The sequence below is a fragment of the Massilia sp. LC238 genome, assembly GCF_000735635.1.
Classification (GTDB): domain Bacteria; phylum Pseudomonadota; class Gammaproteobacteria; order Burkholderiales; family Burkholderiaceae_D; genus Telluria; species Telluria varians.
This window is the reverse complement of sequence record NZ_JNNN01000030.1, coordinates 336,565-354,914: the sequence shown is the minus strand read 5'-3', so window position 1 is coordinate 354,914 and position 18,350 is coordinate 336,565. Positions and strand designations below refer to the sequence as shown.

Sequence of the window (18,350 nt, the reverse complement as noted above, 5' to 3'; positions counted from 1 at the left end):
TTTTTTTTGCCGATGTTCTTTTACGAACAAACCCGGCTCGGCCGATCGCCAGGCTCACCTGCATACTTCAGTTCACTGTTTCGGCACGGCCTTGGTAGCGATGGACGAGGTGGTCGGAGCACACGCACGAGTGCAGCTCCGATAGCTCGCATCGCAGGCATCGAGCCGTTCACGCTTGCGCTTGTGAAAATCGGACTGCTCCGCCGCCCGCGCCGGCACCGACTCCACCTGCCCATGGTTTGCTACACGCGCAAACTGGTTCTTTTCCTCGACCGGGGGCAGCTTGTCGAACCCGGTCAGCCGGCCCGCACGGCTCGTGCATTGCTGCTTCTCGGATGCGCACACCGAGGTGCACACGGAAGGCTCGTCGGCATGCACCAGCGGCGACGCCATCAGGCCAAGCAGAGCGACGAGCAGGAGAGAACGATTCATATGGATTCCTTTCACTGAAGAGGCCAACCTTCATTGACCAGGAAAACCCATTCTAAATCGACTCCCCACCGCAAGGAGGCAAACCCAGCCCATCCAGCGCCAACTTACCCATCCAGGGTAAAGCACAACTGCACAGACACATGTACGACACAATGTTGTCCATTTAACTCATCCGTACGCCCGTCCCGTGTAATGACTGCTATGATCCACAGCTGAGTTAGCGATCCATCCACATTCCTTGCCCAGCGAGCATCATGCCTTGGCCCTTTGACGCGGCTTCCGACGCTGCAAGCGCATCGACGACCATGTCGGAAATGGAGCGCCAGATGCGCGCCTATCCCTGGGAAACCACCTCCGTCGGTCCCGTCAGCAGTTGGCCGCAAAGCCTGAAACACGCCGTGCGCACCGTGCTCGACCTGCACATGCCGGCCTACCTCGCCTGGGGCGATGGCTATGTCCAGTTCTTCAACGACGCCTACATGCCCATCCTGGGCGGCAAGCTTGAGGGCGCGCTGGGCAACGACACCCGCGTCACCTGGCCCGAGGCCTGGCCGACAATCCAGCCGCTATGGGAGCAGGTCCGCCAGGGCGCCACCTTCGGCCACGACGAATTCCTGATCACCCTGCACCGCAACGGCTATCCGGAGAGGTGCTACTTCAGCCACTCCTACAGCCCGGTCTACGGCGACGACGGCAGCATCGGCGGCGTGCTGGCCACGCTGGTGGAGACCACCAAGGCCGTGCTGGGCGAGCGCCGCCAGACCTACCAGCTCAAGCTGGCCGATACCCTGCGCCGCGAGACCGAGTTCGCCCCGATGCTGAAGGCGACCATCCGCCTCACCAGCGAATACTTCACCGGCTCCAACGTCGCCTACGTCGAACTCGACGAGGGCAAGCGCACCTTCACCGTCAAGGAAGAGTGGAAGGACGGGGTCGAAACCGGCGGCGCCCAGGGCACGCTGCCGATCGACATGCTGTCGCCGAACCAGATCGACGCGCTGCGCGGCGGCGCCACCATCTGCATCAACGACGTCTCGACCGATCCGGAATGCGCGGCCGTCGCCAAGCCCTGCCTGATGCTCGGCATCCATTCGGTGGTAGTCATCCCCTTGAAGGACGGCGACCGCCTGCACGGCGCCGGCTTCCTGTATAAGGACCACGCCTACCGCTGGACCATTGATGAGCGCAGCCTGGCCGAAGACCTGGCGCGCCGCACCTGGGAAGCGCTGCGCCGCATCCGCGCCGAGGAAGCGCTGCGCGAAGAGACGCGCATGCTCGAGCTGCTCAACCGCGCCGGCAAGGTGCTGGCTTCCACGCTCGACATCGACACCCTGCTGCAGTCCGTCACCGACGCCGCCACCGAATTGACCGGCGCCGAATTCGGCGCCTTCTTCTATAACGGCAAGGACGCCAACGGCGACGCCTACCTGCTGTACACGCTCTGCGGCGCGCCGCGCGAAGCCTTTGAAGGCTTCGGGCACCCGCGCCCGACCGCGGTGTTCGCGCCCACCTTCAACGGCGGCCCGCCGGTCCGCAGCGACGACATCACCAAGGATCCGCGCTACGGCCGCATGGGCCCCCACCACGGCATGCCGAAAGGGCACCTGCCAGTGCGCAGCTACCTGGCCGCCTCGGTCAGCTCGCGCTCGGGCGAGGTGCTGGGCGGCCTGTTCTTCGGGCATTCTCAGCCGAAGATGTTCGACGAGCGCACCGAGCAGCTGATCTCCGGCTTCGTGGGCCAGGCCGCGGTGGCGATCGACAATGCGCGCCTGTACGACCTGGCGCAGCGCGCGGCCAGGGAGCGCGAAGGCATCCTGGCCAGCGAGCGCGCCGCGCGCGCCGAGGCCGAGCGCCACAGCAAGATGAAGGACGAGTTCCTCGCCATGCTGGCGCACGAGCTGCGCAACCCGCTGGCGCCGATCACCAACGCGGCCCAATTGCTGCGCATGCCCAGCGTCGACGAGAACCTGCGCCTGAAGGCCAGCAGCATCATCTCGCGCCAGGTGCGCCACATGACCGAGCTGGTGGACGACCTGCTGGATGTGTCCAGGGTGACGCGCGGCCTGGTCAAGCTCGAGACCGAGACGCTGGAACTGAGCGGCGTGCTGCGCGCCGCGGTCGAGCAGGCGCGCCCGCACATCGAGGAGCGCAAGCATGCGCTGACGGTGGAAGCGCCCATGCGGCAGGTCGTCGTGGCGGGCGACCGCACGCGCCTGGTGCAGGTGCTGGTGAACCTCCTGAACAACGCCGCCAAGTACACGCCGCAGGGCGGCAAGATCATCTTGCGCCTGGAGGCCGGCCCGGAGCAGGCGCGCATGACCGTCATCGACAACGGCGCCGGCATGGACGCCAAGCTGCTGCCGCACGTGTTCGACCTGTTCACCCAGGCCGAGCGCACGCCGGACCGCTCGCAGGGCGGCCTCGGGATCGGCCTGGCGCTGGTCAAGACCATCGTCCAGATGCACGGCGGCCAGGTGGAGGCGCACAGCGACGGGCCGAACCTGGGGTCCTCGGTGTCGGTCCTGCTGCCCCTGGCCCAGGAAACCGACGCCTGCGTGGCGCCGGCGCCGCTGCACGGCGCGACAGCTGCGCGGCCGGTCGCGCCGTGCACGCTCACCATCGTCGACGACAATGTCGACGCGGCCCATTCGCTGGCGGTGCTGCTGCGCGAGCAGGGGCACACCGTGCACGTGTTCGAGGGCGCCCTGCGCACGCTCGCGTCCGCCGACATCGCGGACACCCACGCCTTCATCCTCGACATCGGCCTGCCCGACATGACCGGCTACGAGCTGGCGCGCCGCCTGCGCCGCGAGCATCCGACGGCCAGCTTCATCGCGCTCACCGGCTACGGCCAGGCGCGCGACCGCGACCTGTCGAAGCAGGCCGGCTTCGAGCACCACCTGGTCAAGCCGGTGGAGTTCCGGGCGCTGGCGGACATCCTGGCCCGGCTGCCGCAGTGCCAGCCGCCGGTCGACACGGCGCAGACAGGTGTGGCACAGGAACCGGATATTGCGGGCGTCAGCTGATTGTGTTGACATTGTTGCTGTAACTCAGCAATATTCTTAACTCCCCGACATCTGTCTACGCCCGTGTCCCGTAAAAAGAACAGCCGCCAATGGGCGCGCCTGCGGATCCTGTGTTCCGGCGGGCTGCACCTGATGACCCTCATTCCCGATGCACTGGAGCTGGTGCGCGAGCTGATTCCCAACAGCGCGTCCCAGCTGTTCTTGCACGCCGAACGGGCACCGGAAGACGTGCACGAGGCGAACGTGCTCGGCGTGCTGCCGCCGCCCAACGGCTATTTTTATGGCGATTCGGTGCACTTCGGCGTGCCGCCGGCGGAGGCGCGCGCACGCGCGGCCCACGTGCTCGAGGTGCGACTGGGTCCGGCGGCGAACCCGCTCGGCACGCTCACCCTGCTGCGCGACGACGGCCCGGCCTTCGACACGGACGACGAGGAAGACCTGGGACGCGTCGCCAAGTATTTCGATTACGCGCTACATAATGTCAATGCGGCGGCCGCGGCCGGCAACGGCCTGCTTGGTGTGATCGAGGACGAGGCCATGCTGCTGGCCACCACCAATGGCGATATCCTGTTCCTGAGCGACTCGGCCGGCGCGCTGCTCGGCCAGCTGGCCTCGCAGGAGCAGCAGGTGTTCGACCGCCGCAGCCTGCCGCCGTTCTGCCTGCGCCTGGTGGAGTCGGTGGTGTACGGCGAACGCTATCCCTGGCGCCTGCCGGCCGGGACGCTGGAGCTGGCCGGCGGCGTGCTGGAAGCGCGCGCGCAGTGGATGAGCGCCGGTTCCTACGACGCCATTCACAGCCGCACCGTCGGCATCTTCCTGAAGTTCGTGGTGCCCATGCCGCTGCGGATCTGGCGCGCCCTGGGCAGCGTCGAGTTGTCGCCGCAGCAGATGGAAGTGGCCTTCTGGATGGGGCTGGGAGGAGGGCGCGACGCGGCGCGCTCGCGCATGGATGTCAGCGACGCCGTGCTGCGCGACTGCGTAAAGGCGGTCTACGAGAAATTCGGCTGCACCTCCGAAGCCGGCCTGCTGGCCATCCTGCGTCCCGCGATCTCGCGCATGTAAGCCTCGCTGCGATGTCGGAAAAATTTACATCCGACAACGCAGTAAATACGCGAGAGATTCTAAGCCACTGAAAATCCAGTCAAAATTTAAACTGGCATGTTAGTTGCTCTTTCCGGGAATCATCGTCCTGAAGGGAGTACACCATGTCCGCCAAACGCCTGATCACCTCGGTTTTTGCTGCCGCCATCGCTGCGGCATCCATCGGCAGCGCCAGCGCCGCGCCCATCGAGCAGTGGGCCAGCAGTGTCGTGGGTTTCAGTTCGCAATGGAGTGCGGGCGACTGGAGTGCGGCCCAGGCGCTCGGCGCACCGGATACCTTTGCCTACGGTGACATCCGCACTGCCTGGGCCCCGGGAAACCAGAACGGCACCCTGGAATGGATCTCGGTCGGCTTCGACACCGCGGTGTACGCGAATGGCGCGACCATCCGCGAGACCTCGGGCAACGGCTTCGTCTACCAGATCGACGTGATCGACACGCTCGGCAACCTGCACAAGGTGTGGGACGGCGTCGACACCAGCGCCGCCAACACTCCCTTCGACTTCAGCGTGTCCTGGGCCACCACCTCCTTCCTGGTGGCCGGCCTGAAGGTGTATGTCGACACCAGCCACACCTCAACCTGGGAAGAGATCGATGCAATCCGGCTGGCCGGCGACAGCGCCGCGCCGGTGGGGCAGGTGCCGGAACCGGCTTCGCTGGCGCTGATGGGCCTGGGCCTCGGCCTGGCCGGCATCGCACGCCGCCGCCGCGCGGCCTGATCCCGTCCGTCCTCTCGATTCAGCGTACAGCTTGCTTGCTGAACATTCCCCCACCCCATGGGGGTAGAACGCAAATGTTTCATTTTTTATCATTTGCGCACACTAATCGAGAGGACGACACGAGATGACACTGCATTCCCTGATCGCGGCGGCGCTGCTGTGCGCCGCCGGCGCCAGCCAGGCCGGGCTGATCCACCAGTATGAGCTGAACGGCGACCTGAAGGACGCGAAGGGCGGGGCCGACCTGCTCGCCTTCGGCGGCGACAAAGGGCCAGGCGCCTACGCCTTCACCGCGAACAAGGGGCTGCAGCTGCAGGTCGCCCTCGGCGCGGTCTACACGATCGACATGGAGTTCAGGCTCGGCAGCGACAAGGCCAACTGGCAGCGCATCCTGAACTTCCAGTTTGCGACACCGGACCACGGCCTGTACGTCTCCACCGACAAGTTCTGCTTTTATCGCGGCAACTGTAGCAACGGCAGCAGCTTCACGCCGCAGCAGGACATCCGCCTGACCGTCACCCGCGACAGCAATTCCCTGGTGACCTTCTATCACGACGGGGTAGCGATGCTGAGCTTCCAGGATGGCCTCGGCCTGGCCGGCCAGACCGACCTGGCCGACGAGCTCGATCCGCGCAACCCGGACAAGCCGCCCCGCCGGCGCCTGCTCAGCTTCTTCAAGGACGATGGCTCGGGCGAATTCGCGACCGGCTCGGTCGACTTCATCCACCTCTACGACCACGCCCTGAGCCGGCAGGAAGTCGCGGCGCTGAACGTCGCCAGGGTGCCGGAGCCGGCGCCGCTGGTCCTGGTCGGCGCCGGCCTGGCGCTGCTCAGCTGGACGCGCCGCCATAAGCCGGGCGGGGCGGCGTAGGAAGCCTGCCTGTCGGGATGTTCTCCGGAACATCCCCCATCCAAGGGGATGGAATACACTTGCTTGGCTTTCTATTATCTCAACCGGATCTCGAAGGAGGTTTGTATGAACATTCGATGGATGTGCGCCGTCATGCTGGGCGCCACCTGTGCCCTTGCCAACGCGGCCGACATGAAAGTCACCATGAAGATGGCGACCGAAAAAGGAGAGGGCGCCGATATCGGCACCGTGACCGTCAGCGAAACGAAGCACGGCCTCGTGTTCACGCCGGCGCTGAGCAAGCTGCCGGCCGGCCTGCACGGCTTCCACGTGCATGAAAACGGCAGCTGCGGCCCGAACCAGAAGGACGGCAAGACGGTGCCCGCGGGCGCCGCCGGCGGCCACCTGGATCCGGCCAAGACCGGCAAGCACGGCCTGCCCTGGGGCGACGGCCACCTGGGCGACCTGCCGGCCCTGACGGTGGACGAGAAGGGCAATGCGACCAACCCGGTGCTGGCGCCGCGCCTGAAGCTGGCGGACGTCAAGGGCAAGGCCCTGATGGTCCATGCGGGCGGCGACAACCACGCCGACCACCCGGCGCCGCTCGGCGGCGGAGGCGGCAGGATCGCCTGCGGCGTCATCCAGTAACCATCCCTGGCACATCAGGGGTGAAATAAAATTTCAATTTATGGAACAAAACGAAATGAAATTTCATCTCTGAAGTGCTGCTTCATTCGTCCGCTGGTCTGTCGTCCTTCGGCAGTTCCACCAAGGGCACCGGCGTCGCCTGCGCCGCGATGAAGCCGGCCAGCGCGGCCGACAGGTCGTCGAGCACGCGCTTGCCCCACGCCTTTTCCATCAAGCGGTACTGACGCTCGATCAGCGGCGCGATCTCGTCGAACAGGGCGTCGCCCTTTGGCGCCAGGCTCACCATCACCCGGCGCGCATCCGCCGCCACGCGCCGGCGCTGCACCAGCCCCGTCTCTTCCATGCGTGCCAGCACCCCGGCCATGCTCGGGCTCAGGATCTGGCACAGCTCGCACAGTTCGCGCGGCTCGAGCTGTTCGTGCTCGTCCAGCGCGCGCAGGATGCGCCACTGCTGCTCGGTCACGCCGAAGTGGTTCAGCACCGGGCGGAAGTGGGACATCAGCGCATCGCGCGCCTTCAACAGCTGCTGCGGCAGGTCGCGGTTGGTGATACGACGGGACACTATCTACTCCATTCTGCGAAACGATGAGCTTGACTGGCTAACATATTAGTGATTAACTTGCGAACATATTAGCGAATATCGGTGTACACCGACACCTTTTTCAAGCGGCAAAGATCGTGATTATCCGAGACAGGCCTTCCGGCCTCAAGCTGTTCCTGCTGCTGCGCGGTTCGGTCCTGCCACGCATCCTGCCCACGCTCGCGGTCAACGTGGCGATCGCCATCCTGGTCACCTGGACGCACGGCGTGCTCGGCGGCCTGAAGATCACGATTACCCCCATCCCGTTTACCCTGATCGGCCTGCCGCTCGCGATCTTCCTGGGTTTTCGCAACAATTCGGCCTACGACCGCTTCTGGGAAGGGCGCAAGCTGTGGGGCGAGCTGGTGCTGCGCAGCCGCAACCTGGCGCGCCAGTGCACCGGATTGATCGGAGGCGAGGGCCCGGCGCTGGCGCGCAACGGCATGCAGGACGTGCGGGTACGCATGGTCCTGCGCGCCGTCGCCTTCTGCGCTTCGCTGCGCGACCTGCTGCGCCACCGTCCGCTCGACCCGTCCCTGGCCCGCTTCCTCGCGCCGCAGGAATTCGCGCGGATGGAAGGCGCGCCCAACAAACCCGACTACCTGATGCGGCACATGGGCCAGGACCTCGGCCAGTGCGTGAAGGAGGGCCGCATCGAGGCCTGCCTGGCCGCCAACATCGACGCCACGCTGTCCGCGATGACCGCCGCCGCCGCCTCGTGCGAGCGCATCAAGAATACCCCGATTCCGTTCTCGTACTCGGTGCTGCTGCACCGCACCGCGTACATGTACTGCTTCCTGCTGCCCTTCGGCCTGGTCGACACGCTCGAATTCATGACGCCGGTGGTGGTGGCGATCGTGGCCTACACCTTCTTCGGCCTCGATGCCCTCGGCGACGAGCTCGAGGAGCCCTTCGGCATGGAGCCGAACGACCTGCCGCTGGACGCCATCTGCCGCGCGATCGAGATCGACCTGCGCAGCGCGCTGGACGACGAGGACATCCCGCAGCCCCTGCAGGCGGTCGATTTCACCCTCATGTAATTTCGTAGCCCCCTCGAGGACCACATGCACCACGACGAACACGTTCAACACGACCGCATCCGCCTGCCGCAGCTGCGCGAACGCATCACCAATGCCGCCCAGGCGGCCACCTGGATCAAGGACGGCATGACCGTCGGCATGAGCGGCTTCACCCGCGCCGGCGACGCCAAGGCGGTGCCGCTGGCGCTGGCCGAGCGTGCCCGCCATGAGCCCCTGAAGATCACCCTGATCACCGGCGCCTCGCTCGGCGGCGACACCGACAGGCAGCTGACCGAATCCGGCGCCCTGGCGCGCCGCATGCCCTTCCAGACCGACCCGGCGCTGCGCGCGGCGATCAACAGCGGCGAGGTGATGTTCATGGACCAGCACCTGTCCGAGACCGTCGAATTGCTGCGTACGCGCCAGATCGCGCCGGTCGACGTGGCCGTGATCGAGGCGGTGGCCATCACCGAAACCGGCGGCATCGTTCCCACGACCTCGGTCGGCAACAGCGCCAGCTTCGCGATCCTGGCCGAGAAGGTGATCGTCGAGATCAACCTGAGCCAGTCGCCGGCCCTGGAGGGCCTGCACGACATCTTCATCCCCAAGCGCCGCCCGAGCCGCGAGCCGATGCCCTTGACTAGCGTGAGCGACCGCATCGGCACGAGCGCCATCGAGATCCCGCCTGAGAAGATCGTCGCCATCGTCTTCACCGAGAAGACTGATAGCGCCTCGACGATCCTGCCGCCGGACGCCGAGACCGCCGCCATCGCCGGCCACCTGATCGACTTCTTCGGCGCGGAGATCGCCCAGGGCCGCCTGACCGAAAGCCTGATGCCGATCCAGGCCGGCATCGGCACCATCGCCAACGCGGTGGTGTCGGGCCTGAACGAGGGCCCGTTCAAGCACCTGACCATGTATTCGGAAGTGCTGCAGGATTCGACCTTCGAGCTGTTCGACTCCGGCAAGCTGGATTTCGCCTCGGGCTCCTCGATCACCGTGTCCGAAGCCAAGGGCCGCGAAGTGTTCGGCAACCTGGAGCGCTACAAGGACCGCCTGGTGCTGCGCCCGCAGGAGGTGAGCAACCATCCCGAAGTCGTGCGCCGCCTCGGCATCATCGCCATCAACACGGCGCTGGAGTTCGACATCTACGGCAACGTGAATTCGACCCACGTGTCGGGCACGCACATGATGAACGGGATCGGCGGCTCGGGCGACTTCGCGCGCAACGCCTATCTATCGGTATTCGCCACCAAGTCGGTGGCCAAGGGCGGCAAGATCTCGAGCATCGTGCCGATGGTCTCGCACGTGGACCACAACGAGCACGATGTCGACATCGTCGTCACCGAAGTCGGCCTGGCCGACCTGCGCGGCCTGGCGCCGCGCGAACGGGCGCAGCGCATCATCGACAACTGCGTGGCAGAGCCGTACAAGGGGATGCTGCGTGAGTACGTGGAAGAGGCCAACCGGGGAGGGGGGCAGACGCCGCACGTGCTGGAGAAGGCGTTCTCGTGGCATGTGCGCTACCGCGAGACGGGGTCGATGCTGCCGGCGTAGCGGCAGCGCTTCGGAACTTGGATCCCGGCCTTCGCCGGGATGACGGCTCATCTGTATGTAGTACTCTCAGCACGTCGTTCCGGCGAAGGCCGGAACCCAATTCCACACCGAAGCCGTACAGCCAGATTACTTGGCCGCGGTGCGCGCCTTGCCAAACGGATCCCCCGCCTTCCACTGCGGCGCCCTCGGCGAATCCGCCACCATGCGTCCCAGGTTCAGCGTGAACTGCGCCTGCTGCACCATGCCCGACAGGTCCCAGGTCGGATCGTATTCGTCGTTGGCCTGGTGGTAGCGGGGGCCGTAGGCCTTGCGCTTGGCGTTGCTCGCTTCCACGTCCTTCACCCAGCTGCTGCCCGCGCCCACCGAGAACGCCGGCACGCCGGCCTTGGCGAAGCTGAAGTGGTCGCTGCGGAAGTAGCCGCCGCCCAGGTCGGGCCTGGCGGGTGCGATCGTCATGCCCATGCTCTTGGCGGTGGCGGCCGCCATCGCGCCCAGGTCGGTGCGCTCGCTGCCCGGGGTGCTGACATCCTTGACCAGGCCTACGAAGTTCAGACTGTCCAGGTTCAGGTTGGCCACCGTCTTCTCGATCGGCCACAGCGGCGCGGCGGCATAGGCCGCGCTGCCCAGCAGGCCCTGTTCCTCGGCTGCCACCCACAGGAACATCTGGCTGCGCTTGGCCGGGTTGCGCACGGCTTCCTGCGCCATCGCCAGCAGGGCGGCGGTGCCGGAGGCATTGTCGACGGCGCCGTTGAAGATGGTGTCACCCTCGGTGCCCTGCTTGCCCATGTGGTCCCAGTGCGCGCTGTAGACCACCAGCTCGTCCTTCAGCTTCGGATCGGCGCCCGGCACGATGCCGGCCACGTTGAATTCGTTCAGGGTGCGCACCTCGGCACGCGCCTCGCCCTGCACGCGGGCGTTCAGCGCCACCGGCTTGAAGTTCTTGTCTTCGGCGGCGGCGCGCAGCTTGTCGAGGTCCTGGCCGGCGGCGGCGAATAGCTTGCGCGCGGTGGCGTCGGTCATCCAGCCCTGCAGGCCGGTGCCCAGCTTGCCCTCGGCCAGCTGGAAGCGCTCGGCATTGGCCCAGCTGTTCTGCACCACGCTCCAGCCGTACGAGGCCGAGGCGTCGGTGTGGATCAGCAGGACGCCGGCCGCGCCCTGGCGCGCCGCTTCTTCCAGCTTGTAGGTCCAGCGGCCGTAGTAGGTCAGGCCTTCGCCGTTGAAGCGCTTCGGCTCGGCGGCGGTCGGCTTCGGATCGTTCACCATCATCACCAGCACCTTGCCCTTGAAGTCCTGGCCCTTGAAGTCGTCCCAGCCTTCTTCCGGCGCGTTGATGCCGTAGCCCACGAAGACCATGTCCGCGTCCAGCGTGTGGTCGGCTTGCGCATCGCCCGGACCCCAGACCCAGTCGGCGCCGAACTGCGCCGGCAGCGGCTGGCCGCCGGCAAACAGGCCGATCGTGCTCTTCTGCGGCAGCGAGCGCACGCCGGCGATCTTCACCGGCTGGCGGAAGCTGCCCTTGTTGGCCGGCTGCAGGCCGATCGCGGCGCTCTGGGTTTCGAGATAGGTGACGGTCAGTTCACCGCCGCGCTGGCCGGTGCCGCGGCCTTCGAGGGCGTCGGACGCCAGGAAAGCGAGGTGGGCGCGCAGGGGCGCTTCCTTGACGGTGGCAGCCTGTGCGGACTGCGGCGCCTTGGGCGAGGCGGCATGGGCCGGGTAGGCCAGCGCCAGGCTGCTTGCGAGGGCGGTGAGGACAACGGAGGAGACGATCTTGTGCATGGCTTCCTGCTGCTTGGTTAATCGGGGTGTGCACGGTGTGCGTCGAACATTGTATGCCAACTGTTCAGTAGAACCGCAACACATCCGCCGAGACTGTCATGCCCGTTCCCGGCATGCGCGGCGGGGCGCCGGGCGGCAGCAGGTGTTCCGGAAGTCCCGGCATGCGCTCCTCGATCATTACCGCCAGCGGGTCGTCGTTCGGTGCGTCGATGGTAAAGCGCAGCAGCTGGTCTTCCATCCCGTACAGCGACAGCGACCACGGGCTCTCGCTTGAGGTCAGCACGCGGCCGTTGACGGTGGACCGGCGCGGCTTGGTGCCGGCCACCCACATCTGAATGTGCGGGGCGCGGTTCTTCGAGCGCAGCGTGAATTCCACCCGGCGCAGCGGCGGATTCATACTGGGCAGGGCCAGGCGCGGGTTGCGCAGCATATAGGTTTCCGGGAAGGCGATGCGGTCTTCGCGCGGCGCGATCGCGAACCACTGGCGCGGGCTGTGCCAGCCGAACACGTCGACGTAGATACTCGGCTTGTCCAGGTTCGGGAACAGCTGCTTCGACCAGGCGTCGAGCGGCTCGGGCGGCAGCAGCCAGTAGGCGCGCCAGCTGTTCATGTCCTTGAAGTAGACCAGGCGGTTCGGCGCCACCAGCGGTTGTTCCTGTATCGGGCCTTGCAGCGCCGGCCCAGAGGCCTGGCCCGGCAGCGCGACGCAGGCCGCGAATGCGGCAGCGACGCCGGCGCCGACCACGCGCCCGAGCGGCAGCAGCAGGAACAGGCTGGCGAAGCACAGCAGCGCGGCGGCGATCAGCACCGCCAGCACGTACAGTCCCTGCGGACCGAGCTCCGTCCACGCCGCGCGCAGCGCCGGCAGGATGAGCAGCGGCGCGGGAAGCAGGCCGGCGGCCAGGATCAGGAGGCGCAGCAGGAAGGGCCGCGGCGCCTCCAGCGCCGTGAAGGCGGCCAGCGCCGCCGCCAGCGGCCAGGCCAGCAGCCACGCGGCCTCCGGCGCCCACGAGAGGATGAGCAGCAGCGCCAGCGCCAGCCAGGACATCGCGCCCAGGAACACGGACACAGCGCCAACCAGCCTGCGCAACAGGTAGAGCGCGCCGACGAACAGGCAGGCGCCGGACACCAGAAAAACCACGGCCGGCCCCGCTTCCTGCGACTGCGCCAGCGCGGCAAGCTCGTGGCGCCGCTCCCACAGCAGCATGCGCGCCGCTAGCAGGATCAGCGCCACGCCGAAGAAGCCCTGCACCAGCGGCGCCACCGTGGTATCAGTCTCCGATGTCGCCCGGCGGTAGGCACGCGCCAGCATCAGGCAGGACAGCGCGGCGAGGCCCCAGCACAGGATGGCCGAATGCTGGACGCTGCCGAGCAGCGGCAAGCTGAACCAGGCATGGGGACCGTAGCTGCCGCGCGCCAGCGTCTGCGCGCCGAAGTGCCTGGACAGGCGCAGCATGCTGTCGCCCAGGTGGCCCAGCAAGGCCGGATCGAGGCGCTCCACGACATCGAGCGTGCGCCCGCGGTCGAAGGGCCGGCCGGTGTTCACGAACAGCAGGGCGGGAGCGTCGATGGTGGACAGGGGACCCATGCGCGGCGTGTCCGGCAGCAGCCGGTAGAAGCGCGCCATCAGCGACGAGCCTTTCAAGCCGGGCACCGCCCGCGCCCAGCCGCCCAGCGCGCCGCTGCCCGCATTCGCCGCCGCATACAGCGACAGCGGCCCGGCGCTGCCGGTGGCGTCGAACTTCAGGCTCAGGCCCACCTCGCGCGCCAGCGGATGCTGTTCGGCGAAGCCTTTGGCGCCGAGCGCGCCCACGTCTTCGCCATCCAGGAACAGCAGGACGATGTCGTTCAGGTGCGCGTTGGGATGCGCGGGGTCCAGGTGCAGCGCCCGCGCGGTCTCGATCATGGCCGCCACCTGGGCCGCCCCGCGCGCCGCGCCGAGCGTGGCGTTGCCGCTGTCGTAGTGCGCCGCCAGCAGCACTGCCGGACGGCGCATCCGGTCCGGCGCGCTGCCCGGCAGGCGCACCACGATGTTGTGCACCACGCCGAGCGTCACGTCGGTGCCGCCCCAGAAGCGGATGGTCGACTTCTGCACGGTGGTGGTTTGCACCTGCGGCTCCAGGCCGATGGCGCGCAGCTGCTCGACGATGTACGCACGCGCCCGGGCATTGGCGGCGGTGGCGATCGGGCGCGGCTGTGCCGCCAGCACCGACACGTGGCGCATCATCCGGTCGAGTGCCGGTGGCGCGGCCTGAGCAGCCGGCGCAGGCGGGGCCGCGGGGCGGCTGGCGGTCCAGGCCAGGATGGCCAGCATCGCAAGGGCAAGCAGGCCGGCCGCCAGCGCGGCCAGCGTACGCCTGTCGAGGACGCGCGGCGGCGCCATCGGTGATCCAGCGGTAAGCATGCTTCTCTCTCCTTGTTATTCGTCTTGTTGTCAGTGCTGCCGGGTCGCCGGCGGCGTTCTCCTCGACGCCAGGCGAAAAAAAGCCCGCGATGAAAAGCGGGCAAAGAAGGGAACGGAGATGTTTATTCGAGCGTCCAGACGTAGGCGATCTGCCCCCATCCGGGCTGGGCGACGCCATTGTTCATGGCGGGCTTGAACTGGCACAGGCTCAGGGCATTCAGCGCGGCGCGGTCCAGCTCGCGGTGGCCGCTGGTTCTCTGGACCCGCGCATCCTGCACCCGGCCGTCGGCGCCGACCAGCAGGGCCAGGGTCACGGTGCCGGTGTCGCCGTTGCGCGCCGCGTTGATTGGATAGTCCGGCTTGGCGCAGCCCTCGGCATTGGCCAGCACGGCGCTGCCCATCTGGCCCGGCGTGCTGCCGGGCTTGGCCGCCGGGGTGGGCGGAACGTCGTTGGCGACCGGCTGCGCCGGTTCGACAAGCGGTTCAGGTTCGGTGCTGGCCTGGATCGGTTCCTCGACCGGGGGCAGGGGCACCTCGACTTCCGGCTTCGGCACCACGATCGGCGGTGGCTTGACGGCCTTCACCACGGGCTGCGGCGGCTCCGGCGGAGGAGGCGGGGGCGTCTGGGGCTGGATCCAGACCGTGGCGTCTTCGATCAGCTTGGGCAGGGTGATGCTCTTGGAATTCATCACATTGATCAGGCCCATGCCTACCAGCACGTGCAGGCCGGCGACGACTGCGAACTTGCCGGCTTTGCCGCCGGTTCCATCGTTGAGTTGCGTGAAGTGCATGGCGATCTCCTCTTCTTGTTCGGGTTCTGCGATTGCATCGCAGAACTTTTTGCTTAAGGAAAGATATGCATCTGACAGCTGATGGAATCAATATATGCTAGGTCTTGGTAGTATGTAAAGCTATTTCTTGGTAATTTTGCTTCCGTTTGTAAGTCTTCTTGGCACAAAAGCGGAGAATGGCTGGGGTCTCGCGTCGCGGCCCGTTGTATGAAATAATCCTTGTATACCCCGCATGCTTTCTGTCCCTTGGCACACAGTCCTGCCACAGATTGGTAAGCGAATGACAGTGTCATATTGCGTGCGCCAAAAGCGGGTGATCAACAGGAGTGAAATGGTGTCCGAACAGAAAAAACCGATCCGCGTGATGCTTGCGGACGACCACCCGATCGTCATGACCGGCTTTGCCATGTCCCTGGAGGCGGCCGGCATGCAGGTGGTGGGGCAGGCCAAGACCCCGAGCGAGGCGGTGGCGCTGTATGCGTCCCAGCAACCCGACGTCGTCATCCTCGACATGCGCTTCGGGACCGAGCTCACCGGCCTCGATGCCGCGCAGAGCATCCTGAAGGACGACCCGCGCGCCAAGATCATCTTCCTGAGCCAGTTTGACCAGGACAGCCTGATCAAGGAAACCTACCGCATGGGCGCGCATGCCTTCGTCACCAAGGATTGCGATCCGTCCGACCTGGTGACCGCGGTGCGCCACGCCCACGACGGCAAGCTGTACTTCCTGCCGCAGATCGCCTCGCGCCTGGCCAGCATGGCGGTGCGCGGCGACGTGACGCCGCAGTCGCAGCTCGACGAGCGCGGGCTGGAGATCTTCAAGCTGATGGCCGAAGGCCTGACCAACGCGGAGATCGCCGAGAAGCTCGACCTGTCGACCAAGACCATCAGCAACATCAGCCAGTCGATCAAGGAAAAGCTGGGCGTGCACCGCCAGGCCAACATCACCCTGCTGGCCGTGAAGCACGGCCTGATCGAACCTTAAACAAGCCGATGCGCCTCACGACGTCCCTGCGCGCGGCCGCGGCTGCGCTTGCGCTCCTTGCCGGCGTGGCCCAGGCGCAGCTTGTGGATCCGGTCCGCAAGGACGACGAGATCACCGGCTATCGCTTCCAGATCCTCACCGGCGACGACAGCGAGGTCACGCGCCGCATCGCCGAAGACCTGTACAAGCGCCTGGTGCCCACCTTCGCCGGCTTTCGCACCGAACTGGGCCAGAGCCGCCGCATGCTCTACGTGGCCATCGGCCCGGCCGCGCTGCGCGACGCCGTGGCGCGCCGCTGCGATTGCGTGATCATTTCCGCCTTCACCTCCAGCCAGGTGTGGCGCGCGCTCACCGCCAAGACCCCGGCCGCGCGCGCCGGCCTGATCACCGCCGTGTATGCCGAGCCGGCGCCGCCCGACCAGCTGCGCCTGGCCGCGCTGCTGTACGGCCGCCCGGTGCGGGTCGGCGCCATCCTCGGCGAAGACACGACCTTCCTGCGCCCGGCACTGGAGCCGGAGGTGGAAGTGCAGCCCTTCGCCCTGGGGGACGACATCAACCACACGCTCAACCGCATGACGCGCTCCGAGGTGCTGCTGGCCATGCCCGACGGCGACGTCTACAACCCCGAGAACGTGCGCAACATCCTGCTCTCGACCTACCGCCGCAAGCAGGGCGTGATCGGCTTCTCGGCCGACATGGTGAAGGTCGGCGCGCTGGCCACCACCTATTCCGAGATCGAGGACATCAATACCCAGGTGGCCGAGATCGCGGCCGCGTTCGTCGTCACCGGCAACCTGCCGCCGCCGCAGTTCCCGCGCTACTTCCGCACCGTGGTCAACGAGGGCGTGGCGCGCTCGCTCGACGTGCGCGTGACCGACGGCGCGCGCCGCTTCTCGAACCTGCCGGCGCGGCTGACGGCACGGCAGGCGGCCAAGCCATGAAACTGCGCTTCTGGCGCGGCTGGAGCATCGGCCGGCGCATGGCCTTCATCACCATGCTGCCGGTGACCTTCCTGTTCACCGCCTTCGTGTGGTACTCGTATTATTCGCACCGCGCCCAGGTGGCCGAGGAACTGGCCGAGCGCGGGCGCACCCTGGCGCGCGCGCTGGCCGAGACCAGCGAATACAACGTCATCTCGGGCAACCTGTCCGACCTGCGCCTGACCATCAACGGCCTGGTGCAGTCCGACAGCAGCATCTACCGCATCGAAGTGGTGGGCGTGGACGGCCTCCAGGCCGTGCGCGTCGATTCCGAATCGGCCATCGACGCCCAGTCGCACCACTACGAGGCGCCGATCAAGAAGCAGGTGGTGTGGATCAACCTGTTCACCGACAACGGCACGCCGCACGTGTCGGCCTCGAGCGACCTGCGTCCGCCCACCCTCACCACCGAGATCGTCGGCTGGGTGCGGGTGACGATGTCGCCCTCGAACATGATGGCCAAGCAGACCCGGCGCTTCCGCTTCGAGGTGGGCATGGCCGCGCTGGCGCTGGTGGTCAGCGGCGTGCTGGCCTGGGTGCTGGCGCGCTCGCTCACGGTGCCGCTGCGCGAGGCGATCGGCGCGCTGAGCCGCATCCGCAACGGCGACTTCCGCGTGCACCTGCCGGTCACGACCGGTGGCGAGGTGGGCGAGCTGCAGGCCTCGATCGGCGAGATGTCCCTGGCCCTGGACGAATCCAAGCGCGACCTGGAAAACAAGGTGGCCGAACGCACCCGCGACCTGCTGGCCTCGCGCAACGAGGCGCTGCGCGCCGACGCCGACAAGCGCAAGCTGATCCAGAAGGTCAATTCCATCATCGAGGACGAGCGCAAGAGCATCGCGGTCGAGATCCACGACGAACTGAACGCGTCCCTGATCGCCGCGCGCCTGGAGGCGCAGTCGATCGGCGCACTGGCCGCCAAGGCGCCGCCAAGTGCGGAAGTCGAGGAGATCGGGCGCAAGTCGCAGGCCATCACCAAGCTCGCGCTCGACCTGTACGCCAACGGCCGCCGCCTGGTGCGGCGCCTGCGCCCCGAGGTGCTCGACATGCTGGGCCTGCACGGCGCGGTGGAAGAGATGGTGCGCCACTACGACGGCAGCTCGGGCTGCAGCTTCGAATTCCACGGCGAGGGCGATTTCTCGCGCCTGTCGAACGAGCTGGCGATTTCCGCCTACCGCATCGTGCAGGAAGCGCTGTCGAACGTGATGAAGCATGCCCACGCCACCTCCGCCCAGGTGCGCCTGGTGCTGGACGAAGGCGCGCAGACCCTGCGCATCGTGGTCGCGGACGACGGTAACGGCTTCGACCCGGCCAGCGCCTCGGAAGGCATCGGCATCATCGGCATGCGCGAACGCGTGTACGCCGTGCATGGCGTGATGGACGTGCGCTCCAGCGTCGGCGGCGGCACGGTGGTGGCGATCACGCTGCCGCTGCATGCACCGGCGACCGTCGTGCCTGCCCCAACGGTTTAACTCCCTATAA

The 18,350-nt window shown here is 67.0% G+C and carries 15 protein-coding genes; 10 read left to right on the top strand and 5 right to left on the bottom strand.

Features of this window, described 5'->3' with window-relative positions:
- Window positions 1–72 precede the first annotated feature (72 nt).
- Window positions 73–432 (bottom strand): hypothetical protein, encoded by a 360-nt coding sequence (locus tag FG94_RS07525; protein WP_036209110.1) that lies wholly within the window; start codon window positions 430–432, stop codon window positions 73–75.
- 254 nt (window positions 433–686) lie between these two features.
- On the opposite strand from FG94_RS07525, the gene FG94_RS07520 reads away from it, so the two are divergent.
- The 5 genes from FG94_RS07520 (at window position 687) to sodC (ending at window position 6,776) form a co-directional block, all read left to right on the top strand.
- Entirely contained in the window at window positions 687–3,458 is a 2,772-nt protein-coding gene (locus FG94_RS07520; protein ID WP_152570877.1) for an ATP-binding protein, read from the top strand.
- A 63-nt stretch (window positions 3,459–3,521) separates the two neighbouring features.
- Window positions 3,522–4,520 (top strand): hypothetical protein, encoded by a 999-nt coding sequence (locus FG94_RS07515; protein WP_036209107.1) that lies wholly within the window; start codon window positions 3,522–3,524, stop codon window positions 4,518–4,520.
- Between the two features lie 143 nt (window positions 4,521–4,663).
- On the top strand, window positions 4,664–5,278 hold the full coding sequence (locus tag FG94_RS28095; RefSeq protein ID WP_036209104.1) for a PEP-CTERM sorting domain-containing protein: 615 nt from the start codon (window positions 4,664–4,666) through the stop codon (window positions 5,276–5,278).
- A 124-nt stretch (window positions 5,279–5,402) separates the two neighbouring features.
- Entirely contained in the window at window positions 5,403–6,149 is a 747-nt protein-coding gene (locus FG94_RS07505) for a PEP-CTERM sorting domain-containing protein (RefSeq protein WP_036209101.1), read from the top strand.
- Between the two features lie 105 nt (window positions 6,150–6,254).
- A complete protein-coding gene (gene sodC / locus FG94_RS07500) occupies window positions 6,255–6,776 on the top strand; it encodes a superoxide dismutase family protein (RefSeq protein ID WP_036209099.1) in 522 nt (173 codons plus the stop codon).
- Window positions 6,777–6,858: 82 nt separating this feature from the next.
- On the opposite strand, the gene hpaR is transcribed toward sodC, so the two are convergent.
- Window positions 6,859–7,338 carry a homoprotocatechuate degradation operon regulator HpaR gene (hpaR, locus tag FG94_RS07495; RefSeq protein WP_036209096.1) on the bottom strand — a complete coding sequence of 160 codons (480 nt, stop codon included), beginning with the start codon at window positions 7,336–7,338 and terminating at the stop codon, window positions 6,859–6,861.
- Between the two features lie 116 nt (window positions 7,339–7,454).
- Here hpaR and FG94_RS07490 point away from each other — a divergent pair, with 116 nt between their 5' ends.
- Window positions 7,455–8,396 carry a bestrophin family protein gene (locus FG94_RS07490; protein ID WP_036209093.1) on the top strand — a complete coding sequence of 314 codons (942 nt, stop codon included), beginning with the start codon at window positions 7,455–7,457 and terminating at the stop codon, window positions 8,394–8,396.
- Between the two features lie 24 nt (window positions 8,397–8,420).
- A complete protein-coding gene (locus FG94_RS07485; protein ID WP_036209090.1) occupies window positions 8,421–9,932 on the top strand; it encodes an acetyl-CoA hydrolase/transferase family protein in 1,512 nt (503 codons plus the stop codon).
- Window positions 9,933–10,058: 126 nt separating this feature from the next.
- On the opposite strand, the gene FG94_RS07480 is transcribed toward FG94_RS07485, so the two are convergent.
- The 3 genes from FG94_RS07480 to FG94_RS07470 all read right to left on the bottom strand — a co-directional run bounded on the left by FG94_RS07480 (window position 10,059) and on the right by FG94_RS07470 (window position 14,903).
- The gene (locus FG94_RS07480; protein ID WP_036209087.1) at window positions 10,059–11,708 is read right to left on the bottom strand and encodes a M28 family peptidase; all 1,650 of its coding nucleotides are present in this window, start codon (window positions 11,706–11,708) and stop codon (window positions 10,059–10,061) included.
- Window positions 11,709–11,772: 64 nt separating this feature from the next.
- Window positions 11,773–14,112 (bottom strand): M28 family peptidase, encoded by a 2,340-nt coding sequence (locus FG94_RS07475; RefSeq protein ID WP_229445882.1) that lies wholly within the window; start codon window positions 14,110–14,112, stop codon window positions 11,773–11,775.
- Window positions 14,113–14,234: 122 nt separating this feature from the next.
- Window positions 14,235–14,903 carry an energy transducer TonB gene (locus FG94_RS07470; protein WP_036209084.1) on the bottom strand — a complete coding sequence of 223 codons (669 nt, stop codon included), beginning with the start codon at window positions 14,901–14,903 and terminating at the stop codon, window positions 14,235–14,237.
- 331 nt (window positions 14,904–15,234) lie between these two features.
- On the opposite strand from FG94_RS07470, the gene FG94_RS07465 reads away from it, so the two are divergent.
- From FG94_RS07465 to FG94_RS07455, 3 genes are read left to right on the top strand one after another with little or no spacing between them, the layout of a single operon-like run.
- A complete protein-coding gene (locus FG94_RS07465; RefSeq protein ID WP_027867316.1) occupies window positions 15,235–15,888 on the top strand; it encodes a response regulator transcription factor in 654 nt (217 codons plus the stop codon).
- An 8-nt stretch (window positions 15,889–15,896) separates the two neighbouring features.
- Entirely contained in the window at window positions 15,897–16,829 is a 933-nt protein-coding gene (locus FG94_RS07460; protein WP_051996309.1) for a hypothetical protein, read from the top strand.
- Window positions 16,826–18,340 carry a sensor histidine kinase gene (locus FG94_RS07455; RefSeq protein WP_036209081.1) on the top strand — a complete coding sequence of 505 codons (1,515 nt, stop codon included), beginning with the start codon at window positions 16,826–16,828 and terminating at the stop codon, window positions 18,338–18,340. The genes FG94_RS07460 and FG94_RS07455 overlap by 4 nt, the downstream gene beginning before the upstream one ends.
- Window positions 18,341–18,350: the final 10 nt, after the last annotated feature.